The 12,143-nt window shown below is 72.5% G+C and carries 10 protein-coding genes; 8 read left to right on the top strand and 2 right to left on the bottom strand.

Going from position 1 to position 12,143, the window contains the following annotated elements; all coding sequences use genetic code 11:
* The first annotated feature begins 265 nt into the window (after positions 1-265).
* The 5 genes from ACH5AO_RS10935 to ACH5AO_RS10915 all read left to right on the top strand — a co-directional run bounded on the left by ACH5AO_RS10935 (position 266) and on the right by ACH5AO_RS10915 (position 5,509).
* Entirely contained in the window at positions 266-958 is a 693-nt protein-coding gene (locus ACH5AO_RS10935) for an ABC transporter ATP-binding protein (RefSeq protein ID WP_398923926.1), read from the top strand.
* 54 nt (positions 959-1,012) lie between these two features.
* Positions 1,013-3,565, top strand: coding sequence for an ATP-binding protein (locus ACH5AO_RS10930; RefSeq protein ID WP_398923925.1), 2,553 nt, complete (start codon positions 1,013-1,015; stop codon positions 3,563-3,565).
* The gene (locus tag ACH5AO_RS10925; protein WP_398923924.1) at positions 3,562-4,242 is read left to right on the top strand and encodes a response regulator; all 681 of its coding nucleotides are present in this window, start codon (positions 3,562-3,564) and stop codon (positions 4,240-4,242) included. The genes ACH5AO_RS10930 and ACH5AO_RS10925 overlap by 4 nt, the downstream gene beginning before the upstream one ends.
* A gap of 100 nt (positions 4,243-4,342) precedes the next feature.
* Positions 4,343-4,741 carry an OB-fold nucleic acid binding domain-containing protein gene (locus ACH5AO_RS10920; protein ID WP_078661935.1) on the top strand — a complete coding sequence of 133 codons (399 nt, stop codon included), beginning with the start codon at positions 4,343-4,345 and terminating at the stop codon, positions 4,739-4,741.
* 3 nt (positions 4,742-4,744) lie between these two features.
* Positions 4,745-5,509 (top strand): DUF3159 domain-containing protein, encoded by a 765-nt coding sequence (locus tag ACH5AO_RS10915; RefSeq protein WP_398923923.1) that lies wholly within the window; start codon positions 4,745-4,747, stop codon positions 5,507-5,509.
* 48 nt (positions 5,510-5,557) lie between these two features.
* Here the strand turns inward: ACH5AO_RS10915 and ACH5AO_RS10910 are convergent, their stop codons facing one another.
* Positions 5,558-6,226, bottom strand: a complete 669-nt coding sequence (locus ACH5AO_RS10910) for a TrkA family potassium uptake protein (protein ID WP_125503764.1) — start codon at positions 6,224-6,226, stop codon at positions 5,558-5,560.
* Positions 6,226-6,897: a TrkA family potassium uptake protein gene (locus ACH5AO_RS10905; RefSeq protein WP_217129031.1), complete on the bottom strand. Its 672-nt coding sequence runs from the start codon at positions 6,895-6,897 to the stop codon at positions 6,226-6,228. Before ACH5AO_RS10905 ends, ACH5AO_RS10910 begins: the two co-directional genes overlap by 1 nt.
* Positions 6,898-7,135: 238 nt before the next feature.
* On the opposite strand from ACH5AO_RS10905, the gene ACH5AO_RS10900 reads away from it, so the two are divergent.
* From ACH5AO_RS10900 to ACH5AO_RS10890, 3 genes are all read left to right on the top strand, one after another.
* Complete coding sequence (locus ACH5AO_RS10900; RefSeq protein ID WP_398923922.1) at positions 7,136-8,050, top strand: PfkB family carbohydrate kinase; 915 nt, start codon at positions 7,136-7,138, stop codon at positions 8,048-8,050.
* Positions 8,051-8,381: 331 nt separating this feature from the next.
* Complete coding sequence (locus tag ACH5AO_RS10895; RefSeq protein WP_398923921.1) at positions 8,382-10,427, top strand: APC family permease; 2,046 nt, start codon at positions 8,382-8,384, stop codon at positions 10,425-10,427.
* A gap of 66 nt (positions 10,428-10,493) precedes the next feature.
* Positions 10,494-11,822: a class I SAM-dependent RNA methyltransferase gene (locus ACH5AO_RS10890; protein WP_398923920.1), complete on the top strand. Its 1,329-nt coding sequence runs from the start codon at positions 10,494-10,496 to the stop codon at positions 11,820-11,822.
* Positions 11,823-12,143: the final 321 nt, after the last annotated feature.

The raw sequence follows: 12,143 nt of genomic DNA, 5'->3' as shown, positions 1-12,143 counted from the left end.
GGACGCGGCCCTTCCCGTTGTCCGCGAGCCGACGCCGCCGCCGGCGCGGAGGCGGCCGGGGCAGGCCGGGGCGGGTCGCGCGGCCCGGCACCGGCGGGTGCCTCCCCCGCTCCCGGCTCCGCTCGAACGGGGAGATACCCCCGCCCCCTCCCCACGACGGCGCTCGCGCGCACGCCCGGGTGCCGGAGGCAACCCGGTCCGCCCGTTGAACGACCGGGCGCCGAACGGGGATACTGGCGCCCGGTCCACGGGGGAGGGCGGTCGGATGGGTCAGGTGGTCACCGAGGCCATGGTGCGCGTCGAGGACGTGCACAAGTCGTACGGCACCGGAGCCGCCGCCGTCCACGCGCTGCGCGGCGTCTCCTTCGACGTCCCGCGCGGCGAACTGGTCGCCCTCAAGGGCCGCTCCGGATCCGGCAAGACCACCCTCCTGAACATCGTCGGCGGCCTCGACACCCCCGACCGGGGCCGGGTCCACGTCGACGGCCGCGACCTCGCCGGCCTCGACGAGAACGGGCTGCTCGCCCTGCGCCGCGACCACGTCGGCTTCGTCTTCCAGTCCTTCGGCCTCATCCCCGTCCTCACCGCCGCCGAGAACGTCGGCGTCCCGCTGCGGCTGCGCCGCGCCGACCCGCGCGAGCGCGAGGAGCGCGTCGACCTCCTGCTGTCCCTCGTCGGCCTCGCCGACCACGCCGCCCAGCGGCCCGGCGAACTCTCCGGCGGCCAGCAGCAGCGGGTCGCCGTCGCCCGTGCCCTCGCCAACAGCCCCTCCCTCCTCATCGCCGACGAGCCCACCGGCCAGCTGGACGCGGAGACCGGGCACGCCGTGATGGAGCTGCTGCGCGCGGTCGTCCGCAGCGAGCACGTCACCGCGCTCGTCGCCACCCACGACACCACCCTCCTCGGCCTCGCCGACCGCGTCCTGGAGCTGAGCGACGGCGAGATCACCGAGCACTGACCTCCACGGGGGCCCCGCGCCCGGCCGGGCGTCACGGGGGAAGACAATGAGGTCATGGGACGTGGCAGCCTCCGGATCCACCTCGGTGCGGCACCGGGCGTCGGCAAGACGTACGCGATGCTCTCCGAGGCCCACCGCCGTGCCGAACGCGGCACCGACTGCGTGGTGGCCTTCGCCGAACCGCACGGCAGGCCCCGCACCGAGGCGCTGCTGCACGGACTGGAGCGGATCCCGCACCGGGACGTCGAGCACCGCGGGACCGTCCTGAGGGAGATGGACCTCGACGCCGTCCTCGCCCGCCGCCCCCGGGTGGCCCTCGTCGACGAACTCGCCCACACCAACGCCCCCGGCTCGCGCAACGCCAAGCGCTGGCAGGACGTGGAGGAGCTGCTCGCCGCCGGGATCGACGTCCTCTCCACGGTGAACATCCAGCACCTGGAGTCGCTCGGCGACGTCGTGGAGTCGATCACCGGCGTACGGGAGCGGGAGACCGTACCGGACGAGGTGGTGCGGCGGGCGGACCAGATCGAGCTGGTCGACATGACGCCCGAGGCGCTGCGCCGCCGCATGGCGCACGGCAACATCCACCAGCCGGACAAGGTCGACGCCGCCCTGTCCAACTACTTCCGCCCCGGCAACCTCACCGCGCTCAGGGAACTGGCGCTGCTGTGGGTGGCCGACCGGGTCGACGCCCACCTCCAGCGCTACCGCAGCGAGCACGAGGTCTCGGCGATATGGGGCTCCCGCGAGCGGATCGTCGTCGGCCTGACCGGCGGTCCGGAGGGCCGCACCCTGCTCAGGCGGGCCGCGCGGCTGGCGGAGAAGGGCGCGGGCGGCGAGCTGCTCGCCGTCTACATCTCCCGCAGCGACGGGCTCACCTCGGCCTCCCCCGGGGAACTGGTCGAACAGCGCACCCTGGTGGAGGACCTCGGCGGCACCTTCCACCACGTCGTCGGCGACGACATACCGGCCGACCTGCTCGCCTTCGCGCGCGGGGCCAACGCCACCCAGATCGTGCTCGGTTCCTCGCGCCGCCCGGCCTGGCAGTACGTCCTCGGCCCCGGCGTCGGCGCGACCGTCGCCCGGGACTCGGGACCCGACCTGGACGTGCACATCGTCACCCACGAGGAGGTCGCCAAGGGCCGCGGGCTGCCCGGAGCCCGCGGCGCGCGGCTCGGGCGCTCCCGGCTGGCCTGGGGCTGGGCGGTCGGGGTGGCGGGACCGGCGGCGGTGGCGCTGCTGCTCAGCGCGGTCGACCTGGGACTCGCCAACGACATGCTGCTGTTCCTGGCCCTGACGGTGGCGGCGGCCCTGCTCGGCGGGCTCTGGCCGGCCCTGGCCTCCGCGGCGGTCGGCTCACTGCTGCTGAACTACTTCTACACCCCGCCCCTGCACCGCTGGACCGTCGCCGACCCCAAGAACATCATCGCCATCGTGATCTTCGTCGCGGTCGGCGCGGCGGTGGCGTCCGTGGTCGACCTCGCGGCCCGCCGCACCCACCAGGCGGCCCGGCTGCGCGCCGAGTCGGAGATCCTGTCCTTCCTCGCCGGCAACGTGCTGCGTGGCGAGACGGGCCTGGAGGACCTGCTGGAGCGGGTCCGGGAGACCTTCGGCATGGAGTCCGCCGCCCTCCTCGAACGCGCGGGCGACCTCGAGCCGTGGACCTGCGCCGGCCGGGTGGGGCGCGGACGCCCGGTCGAGCGGCCCGAGGACGCGGACGTGGAGGTGCCGGTCGGCGACCACATGGCGCTGGCGCTGACCGGCCGGGTGCCGCCCGCCGAGGACCGCAGGGTGCTGGCCGCCTTCGCCGCGCAGGCCGCCGTCGTCCTGGACCGCCGCCGGCTGCGCGAGCAGGCCGACCGGGCCCTCGCCCTCGCCGAGGGCAACCGCATCCGCACCGCCCTGCTGGCCGCCGTCAGCCACGACCTGCGTACCCCGCTGGCCGGGATCAAGGCCGCCGTCTCCTCGCTGCGCTCCGAGGACGTCGAGTGGTCCCCCGAGGACCGGGCCGAGCTGCTGGAGGGCATCGAGGACGGCGCCGACCGCCTGGACCACCTGGTGGGCAACCTGCTGGACATGTCCCGGCTGCACACCGGCACGGTCACCCCTCTGATCCGCGGGATCGACCTGGACGAGGTGGTGCCGATGGCGCTCGGCGGGGTGCCCGAGGGCAGCGTGACCCTGGACATCCCCGAGGCCCTGCCCATGGTCGCCGTCGACCCGGGGCTGCTGGAGCGGGCGATGGCCAACGTGATCGAGAACGCCGTCAAGTACAGTCCCCCCGGCCGGCCCGTCCTGGTCGCCGCCAGCGCCCTCGCCGACCGGGTCGAGGTGCGGGTGGTGGACCGCGGCCCCGGCGTCCCCGACGAGGCCAAGGACCACATCTTCGAGCCCTTCCAGCGGCACGGCGACGCCCCGCGCGGAGCCGGTGTCGGTCTCGGACTGGCGGTCGCCCGGGGCTTCGCCGAGGCCATGGGTGGCACCCTGAACGCCGAGGACACCCCCGGCGGCGGCCTCACCATGACGCTCACCCTGCGCGCCGCCGCGGCGCACCCGGAGAACCCGCGGACCGCGACGGCCGCAGAACCCGAAAGGCAGCCCTCATGACCCGTGTGCTGGTGGTCGACGACGACCCGGCGATCGTGCGCGCCCTCGTGATCAACCTCAGGGCACGCTCGTACGAGGTCGACTCCGCCCACGACGGCGCCGGCGCCCTCCGTACGGCCGCCGCCCGCCATCCCGACGTCGTCGTCCTCGACCTCGGCCTGCCCGACATGGACGGCGTCGAGGTGATCAGGGGGCTGCGCGGCTGGACCCGGGTGCCGGTCCTGGTGCTGTCCGCCCGGCACGCCTCCGACGAGAAGGTCCAGGCACTGGACGCGGGGGCCGACGACTACGTCACCAAGCCCTTCGGCATGGACGAACTGCTGGCCCGGCTGCGGGCCGCCGTACGCCGCGCGGAGCCCGCGGGCGACGGGGGCGACACGGTGGTGGAGACCGCCGCCTTCACCGTCGACCTGGCCGCGAAGAAGGTCAACCGCGGCGGCAAGGACATACGGCTGACCCCCACCGAGTGGCACCTGCTGGAGGTGCTGGTGCGGGCCGGAGGCCGGCTGGTGGCGCAGAAGCAGCTGCTGCGGGAGGTGTGGGGGCCGTCGTACGGGACGGAGACGAACTACCTGCGCGTGTACATGGCGCAGCTGCGGCGGAAGCTGGAGGCGGATCCGTCACATCCGAAGCACCTCATCACCGAGCCGGGCATGGGCTACCGCTTCGAGAAGTGAAGGTCAGGGGCGTCCCCGCGCGGAGTACCGCGAAGCGGCCCGTTCGGGCCGGGGCGGCAGGGGGTACGTGACCGTCAGTGCACCCCGGTACGCTTCAAGCATGAGTGCTGTTCCTCGACCGGAGAAGCCGGCAGGCCGGTTCCGGCGCATGCTCGACCGGCTCTCCTCGTCCCAGGAGGACCTGGAGTCCGAGGAGCTGCGTGAGGACGCCGAGACGGCCGGCTGCACGCGGATAGGCGACTGCCGCGACCGGCAGATCGTCACGGTTACTGGTACCTTGCGCACGGTCACGCTGAGGCCGCGCGCGGGGGTTCCGGCCCTGGAGGCCGAGCTGTTCGACGGCTCCGCCGCGCTCGACGTGGTGTGGCTCGGCAGGCGCTCCATCGTGGGCATAGAACCGGGGCGCAGGCTGATCGCATCGGGCCGGATCTCGATGAGCCGGGGCCGCCGGGTGCTGTTCAATCCGAAATACGAACTGAGACCCCTCGGACGGGAGTAGCCGGTGACGTCACTCGACAAGCCGACGACCGAAGACACATCCGCGGACGACGCCCGGGCGGTGACCGAAGCCGCCCTCTTCGAAGCGTTCGGCGGGGTGCGGGGCATGATCGAGACGGTGCTCCCCGGGCTGCTCTTCGTCAGCATCTACACGGTCAACAAGGACCTGCACATGTCGGCGATCGCGGCGCTCGCCGTGGCGCTGGTGATGGTCGTGGTCCGGCTGGCGATGAAGGACACCGTCAAGCACGCCTTCAGCGGCGTCTTCGGCGTCGCCTTCGGCGTGGTCTTCGCGATGATGACCGGCAACGCCAAGGACTTCTACCTGCCGGGCATGCTGTACACGCTGGGCCTGGCCCTGGCGTACATCGTCACGGCGGTGGCGGGCGTCCCGCTGATCGGTCTGATGCTGGGCCCCGTCTTCAAGGAGAACCTCTCCTGGCGCACCCGCAACCCCGGCCGGAAGAAGGCGTACACCAAGGCCAGTTGGGCCTGGGGACTGATCCTGCTCGGCAAGAGCGCGATCCTGTTCCCGCTGTACTGGTGGGCGGACACCACGCAGCTGGGCTGGGTGCTGGTCGCGCTGAAGATCCCGCCGTTCCTGCTGGCCGTGTACCTGACGTGGGTGTTCCTGGCGAAGGCGCCGCCGCCGATCGACGTGTTCGCCGAGATGGAGGCGGAGGAACGCGCGGAGGAGGAGCGCAAGGCCGCCGCCGCGCGGGAGAACGGCGGGACGACGACGGCCGGCCGTCACCGCCGCGAGCCCTAGTCCGTACGGAAGAAGGGGGCGCCCGGAGTTCTCCGGGCGCCCCCTTCCTCATGACTCCCTGCGTACGGAGAGCAGGTCCTCCAACTGCTCCTCGCGCGCCTGGGCGGCCACGAAGAGGAGTTCGTCGCCGGCCTCCAGGGAGTCCTCCCGGGTCGGCGTCAGGACGCGCGTGCCGCGGATGATGGTGACCAGCGAGGTGTCCTGCGGCCACTGGACGTCCCCGACCTGCGTGCCGGCCAGCGCCGACTCCTCCGGCAGGGTCAGCTCGACCAGGTTGGCGTCGCCGTGGCTGAAGCGCAGCAGCCGGACCAGGTCGCCGACGCTCACCGCCTCCTCCACCAGGGCCGACATCAGGCGCGGGGTGGAGACGGCGACGTCCACGCCCCAGGACTCGTTGAAGAGCCACTCGTTCTTCGGGTTGTTCACCCGGGCGACGACGCGCGGGACGCCGTACTCGGTCTTGGCGAGCAGTGAGACGACCAGGTTGACCTTGTCGTCGCCGGTCGCGGCGATGACGACGTTGCAGCGCTGGAGCGCCGCCTCGTCCAGGGAGGTGATCTCGCAGGCGTCGGCGAGCAGCCACTCCGCCTGCGGCACGCGCTCGACCGAGATGGCGGTCGGAGCCTTGTCGATCAGCAGGACCTCGTGGCCGTTCTCCAGCAGCTCGCCCGCGATCGAGCGGCCGACGGCGCCGGCTCCGGCGATGGCGACCCTCATCAGTGACCGCCCTCCTGTTCGGGACCCTTGGCGAACGCCGCCTCGACCCGGTCGATCTCGTCGGTGCGCATCATCACGTGCACCAGGTCACCCTCCTGCAACACCGTCTGCGAGCTGGGCAGCATCGCCTCGCCGAGCCGGGTCAGGAAGGCCACCCGCACGCCGGTCTCGTCCTGCAGCCTGCTGATCCTGTGTCCCACCCAGGCCGTGGAGGTGTGCACCTCGGCGAGCTGGACCCCGCCGGTGGGGTCGCGCCACAGCGGCTCGGCGCCCGAGGGGAGCAGCCGGCGCAGCATCTGGTCGGCCGTCCAGCGCACGGTCGCCACGGTGGGGATGCCCAGGCGCTGGTAGACCTCCGCGCGGCGCGGGTCGTAGATGCGGGCGGCGACGTTCTCGATGCCGAACATCTCCCGGGCCACCCGCGCGGCGATGATGTTGGAGTTGTCACCGCTGGAGACGGCGGCGAAGGCACCCGCCTCCTCGATGCCCGCCTCGCGCAGGGTGTCCTGGTCGAAACCGACGCCGGTGACCCGGCGGCCGCCGAACGAGGAGCCCAGCCGGCGGAAGGCGGTGGGGTCCTGGTCGATCACGGCGACGGTGTGCCCCTGCTCCTCCAGGTTCTGGGCCAGGGCGGAACCCACCCTTCCGCAGCCCATGATGACAATATGCATCGCGTCACACCGCGCTTCCTGCAGGCCGTTCGACCTTCATGACCTTCGTGCTCATGTCTCTCTTTCGGCTCGCCAGGCAAACATCGCGGCCTGCGTGCGGGCCGCCGGGCAACATCATGCCGGGGGATCGCGGTCCCGACGTCCTCCGGGGCCCGGCCGCCGCGTTCGCGTGCCGGGTCCAACGTATCCGCACCACATCCGGGCACGACCGCGGCCCGGGGCGAGGAGAGAGCCGGCCATGACCACCGAGATCGACGTCCTCGTCCTGGGCGGCGCGGGCGTGGACACGATCGTGCACGTGCCCGAGCTGCCCGTACCGCCGGCCGACAGCCACATGATCCGGCCGGGCATCGTCACCCGCGCGGGACAGAGCGGCGATTTCGTCGCCCTCGGCACCAGCGCCCTCGGCCTGCGCACCCACCACCTCGACCTGATCGGCGACGACCACGAGGGCGACCTCGTCCGCGCCCTGCACCGCGACCACGGCATCGCGCTCACCGCCGTACCGCAGCCGTGCGGCACCAAACGCGCCGTCAACCTGGTCGGCCCCGACGGCCGCAGGCTCTCCCTGTACGACGCGACCCGCTGGTCCGAGACGGACCGGCTGCCCGAGGAGACGGTGCGCGAACTGGCCGCCGCCAGCCGGCACGCCCACGTCGTCATCACCCAGCCGTGCGCCGACGCCCTGCCCCTGCTGCGCGAGTCGGGCGTGACGATCTCGACCGACCTGCACGACTGGGACGGCGCCAACCCCTACCACGAGCCCTTCGCCCTCACCGCGGACCTCGTCTTCCTCTCCGCCGCCGCCCTGACCGACCCGGAGCCCGTCATGCGCCGGATCGCCGCGCGGGGCCGGGCCCGGACCGTCGTCGCCACCGCGGGCGCCGAGGGCGCGTACCTGCTGGCCGACGACGAGCTGACCCACGTCCCCGCGGCCGAGCCCCCGGCACCGGTCGTCGACTCCAACGGGGCCGGCGACGCCTTCGCGGCCGCCTTCCTGTACGGCCTGCTCGGCGGTGAGGACGCCCTCCGCTGCGCCCGGCTCGGGGCGGTGGCGGGGGCGTACGCCTGCACGGTGCCGTCGACACGGGTGGCCTCCATCGGACCGGAGGCCCTGCTCGCCGGAGCCGCCGGGACGGTCAGCGGCGCGTGATGCTGCGCACGCTCGCCAGCGTGAGGATCCCGAGGCCGACGAGGGCGGCCGCGGCGCCGATCAGTTCTGGGATCGGGTGCATGGAACCTCCACGGAGCGGCACCGGACGGAAAGCGGCCGGGGCGGCGGACGGCGCTCGGTCACCGGAGCGACGACGCTCGGTGGTGGAGGCGACGACGCTCGGTCATACAGGCACAGGACTGCCCCGACCTGCCCGGTCCGCGGCCCGGCACCCGGTGATTTCACCCGGAGGGCAGAGGCGTATGGATGCCGTATGGATGTGGGGTGGTGGTTGGGCCGCCCCCGCTCCGAAGGCTTACGATCCACTGCTGTGTCCAAATTGACCGACGTGCCCAAACGGATTCTTATCGGGCGCGCACTGCGCAGTGACCGACTGGGCGAAACGCTCCTGCCGAAGCGTGTCGCACTCCCCGTCTTCGCCTCCGACCCGCTCTCCTCCGTGGCGTACGCCCCCGGCGAGGTGCTGCTGGTCCTGTCGATCGCGGGCCTGTCGGCGTACCACTTCAGCCCTTGGATCGCGGTCGCGGTCGTCGTGCTGATGTTCACCGTGGTCGCCTCCTACCGGCAGAACGTCCACGCCTACCCCAGCGGCGGCGGTGACTACGAGGTGGCCACCACCAACCTCGGCCCCAAGGCCGGACTGACCGTCGCCAGCGCCCTGCTCGTCGACTACGTCCTGACCGTCGCCGTGTCGATCTCCTCCGGCATCGAGAACCTGGGCTCGGCCGTCCCCTTCGTCGTCGAGAACAAGGTGGCCTGCGCGATCGGCGTGATCGTGCTGCTGACGCTGATGAACCTGCGCGGGGTGAAGGAGTCGGGCACCCTCTTCGCGATCCCCACCTACGTCTTCGTCGCGGGCGTCTTCACCATGATCGCCTGGGGAGCCTTCCGCGGCCTCGTCCTCGGTGACGACATGCGGGCACCGACCGCCGACTTCGAGATCAAACCCGAACACCCGGGCCTGGCCGGCTTCGCCCTGGTCTTCCTCCTGCTGCGCGCCTTCTCCTCCGGCTGCGCCGCGCTCACCGGCGTCGAGGCGATCTCCAACGGCGTCCCCGCCTTCCGCCGGCCCAAGTCGCGCAACGCCGCGACCACGCTCGCCCTGATGGGCCTGCTCGCCGTCACCATGTTCTGCGGCATCATCGCGCTGGCCGCCGCCACCGACGTCCGCATGGCCGAGAACCCCGCCGAGGACCTGGTCCACGACGGCGCCCCGCTCGGCGCCGGCTACGTCCAGGACCCGGTGATCTCCCAGGTCGCCGAGGCCGTCTTCGGCCACGGCAGCCTCCTGTTCATGATCCTGGCCGCCGCCACCGCACTGGTGCTGTTCCTCGCCGCGAACACCGCCTACAACGGCTTCCCGCTGCTCGGCTCGATCCTCGCCCAGGACCGCTACCTCCCCCGCCAGCTCCACACCCGCGGCGACCGCCTCGCCTTCTCCAACGGCATCGTGCTGCTCGCGGGCGCGGCCGCCCTGCTGGTGTGGATCTACGGCGCCGACTCCACGCGGCTGATCCAGCTCTACATCGTCGGCGTGTTCGTGTCCTTCACGCTCAGCCAGACCGGCATGGTCCGCCACTGGAACCGGCTGCTGACCACCGAGAAGGACCAGGCCAAGCGGAGCCACATGATCCGCTCCCGGGCCATCAACACCTTCGGCGCCTTCTTCACCGGCCTGGTCCTGGTCGTCGTCCTCGTCACCAAGTTCACCCACGGCGCCTGGGTCGCACTGCTCGGCATGTGCATCTTCTACGCGACGATGACGGCGATCCGCAGGCACTACGACCGCGTCGCCGAGGAGATCGCCGCCCCGGAGACCTCCGCCGACGACATGGTGCGGCCCTCCCGCGTCCACTCGGTCGTCCTGATCTCCAAGATCCACCGCCCCACGCTGCGCGCGCTCGCCTACGCCAAGCTGATGCGCTCCGACAGCCTGGAGGCGCTCAGCGTCAACGTGGACCCGGACGACACCAAGGCACTGCGCACGGAGTGGGAACGGCGCGGCATCGACGTACCCCTGAAGGTGCTCGACTCGCCGTACCGGGAGGTCACCCGGCCGGTCATCGACTACGTCAAGAGCCTGCGCAAGGAGTCCCCGCGCGACGTGGTCTCCGTGATCATCCCCGAGTACGTGGTCGGCCACTGGTACGAGCACCTGCTGCACAACCAGAGCGCCCTGCGGCTCAAGGGACGGCTGCTGTTCACCCCGGGCGTCATGGTGACCTCCGTCCCCTACCAGCTGGAATCCTCCGAGGCCGCCAAGCAGCGGGCCCGCAGGCGCCAGGACTGGGCCGCGCCCGGCTCGGTGCGCCGCGGTCCGGCCGAGCGGGCGAAGGACTCCTCCCCGCACACGTAGACTGGTGGGCTGTCGTCCCGGCCCGCACGGGCCTTCCCGCTCTCGATGTTGTGGAGACACCCCACCATGCAGGCAGAACCGAGGAAACCACTGGTGGGGGAGGAGTACGAGGTCGAGATCGGCCCCGTCGCCCACGGCGGGCACTGCATCGCCCGCACCTCCGAGGGCCAGGTCCTCTTCGTCCGGCACGCGCTGCCCGGTGAGCGGGTCGTCGCGCAGGTCATGGAGGGCGAGGAGGGTGCACGCTTCCTCCGCGCGGACGCGGTGCGGGTGCTGGACGCCTCCAAGGACCGCATCGACGCCCCCTGCCCCTACGCCGGCCCCGGCCGCTGCGGCGGCTGCGACTGGCAGCACGCCAAGCCGGGCGCCCAGCGGCGCCTGAAGGGCGAGGTCGTCGCCGAGCAGCTCCAGCGCCTCGCCGGGCTCACCCCCGAGGAGGCCGGCTGGGACGGCACGGTGATGCCGGCCGAGGGCGACAAGGTCCCCGCCGGCCAGGTCCCGGCCTGGCGCACGCGCGTGCAGTACGCCGTCACCGCCGACGGCCGCGCGGGACTGCGCCGGCACCGCTCGCACGAGGTCGAGCCGATCGACCACTGCATGATCGCCGCCGAGGGCGTCAGCGAGCTGGGCATCGAGAAGCGGGACTGGACGGGCATGGACTCCGTCGAGGCGATCGCCGCGACGGGCTCCCAGGACCGCCAGGTCGTCCTCACCCCCAAGCCGGGCGCCCGCCTCCCCCTGGTCGAACTCGACCGCCCCGTCTCCGTCATGCGCGTCGACGAACGCTCCGGCCAGCTCCACCGCGTCCACGGCCGCCCCTTCGTCCGCGAACGCGCCGACGGCCGCACCCACCGCGTCGCCGGCGGCGGCTTCTGGCAGGTCCACCCGAAGGCCGCCGACACCCTCGTCACCGCCGTCATGCAGGGCCTGCTGCCCCGCAAGGGCGACATGGCCCTCGACCTCTACTGCGGCGTCGGCCTGTTCGCGGGCGCCCTGGCCGACCGGGTCGGCGAGGCGGGCGCGGTGCTCGGCATCGAGTCCGGCAAGCGCGCGGTCGAGGACGCCCGCCACAACCTGGCGGACTTCCCCCGGGTGCGCATCGAACAGGGCAAGGTCGAGTCCGTCCTGCCCCGCACGGGGATCGACGAGGTCGACCTCATCGTCCTCGACCCGCCGCGCGCGGGCGCCGGCCGCAAGACGGTCCAGCACCTGTCCTCCCTGGGCGCCCGCCGCATCGCGTACGTGGCCTGCGACCCGGCGGCACTGGCACGGGACCTGGCGTACTTCCGGGACGGGGGGTACCGGGTGCGGACGCTGCGGGTGTTCGACCTGTTCCCGATGACGCACCACGTGGAGTGCGTGGCGATTCTGGAGAAGGCCGCGAAGGACGTCTGATGCGGTTGCGCGGCCCAGGTGGGTCGCTCGACCTGTTTTGCTCCGTACAGCGGGTCGGGCAGACCCACTGCTTGTTCGAACTTGCCTGACCTGCGGTTACAGGGTGCGGCGGGGGTCGTGCGAATGATGTCGGCGACGTGCATTCATCGTTGTTGACGCTTGATTCGTGAGACTGAAGCAGGGCCGCGCTGCTCGGCCGGCGATGGGCGAGTGGGGCCGGCGGGTCGCCCTCGTCCGCGACGCGTCGGCGTGACCGTCGCCCATGAGGGACAGCCGGCTTGCGCAAAGGGCGCAAGCCGGTGATCGGTCATGACGTCGTCC

Origin of the sequence: Streptomyces sp. NPDC018964, from assembly GCF_044390325.1 — a bacterium.
Classification (GTDB): Bacteria; Actinomycetota; Actinomycetes; order Streptomycetales; family Streptomycetaceae; genus Streptomyces.
Note: the sequence above shows the minus strand (reverse complement) of the source record. Positions and strands in the feature narration are given on the sequence as shown.

Excerpts from the sequence above, each read along its gene's own strand:
- ACH5AO_RS10925 (WP_398923924.1), top strand. The coding sequence starts at position 3,562 with ATGACCCGTGTGCTGGTGGTCGACGACGACCCGGCGATCGTGCGCGCC.
- ACH5AO_RS10935 (WP_398923926.1), top strand. The coding sequence starts at position 266 with ATGGGTCAGGTGGTCACCGAGGCCATGGTGCGCGTCGAGGACGTGCAC.
- ACH5AO_RS10900 (WP_398923922.1), top strand. The coding sequence starts at position 7,136 with ATGACCACCGAGATCGACGTCCTCGTCCTGGGCGGCGCGGGCGTGGAC.
- ACH5AO_RS10920 (WP_078661935.1), top strand. The coding sequence starts at position 4,343 with ATGAGTGCTGTTCCTCGACCGGAGAAGCCGGCAGGCCGGTTCCGGCGC.
- ACH5AO_RS10930 (WP_398923925.1), top strand. The coding sequence starts at position 1,013 with ATGGGACGTGGCAGCCTCCGGATCCACCTCGGTGCGGCACCGGGCGTC.
- ACH5AO_RS10905 (WP_217129031.1), bottom strand. The coding sequence starts at position 6,897 with ATGCATATTGTCATCATGGGCTGCGGAAGGGTGGGTTCCGCCCTGGCC.
- ACH5AO_RS10910 (WP_125503764.1), bottom strand. The coding sequence starts at position 6,226 with ATGAGGGTCGCCATCGCCGGAGCCGGCGCCGTCGGCCGCTCGATCGCG.
- ACH5AO_RS10890 (WP_398923920.1), top strand. The coding sequence starts at position 10,494 with ATGCAGGCAGAACCGAGGAAACCACTGGTGGGGGAGGAGTACGAGGTC.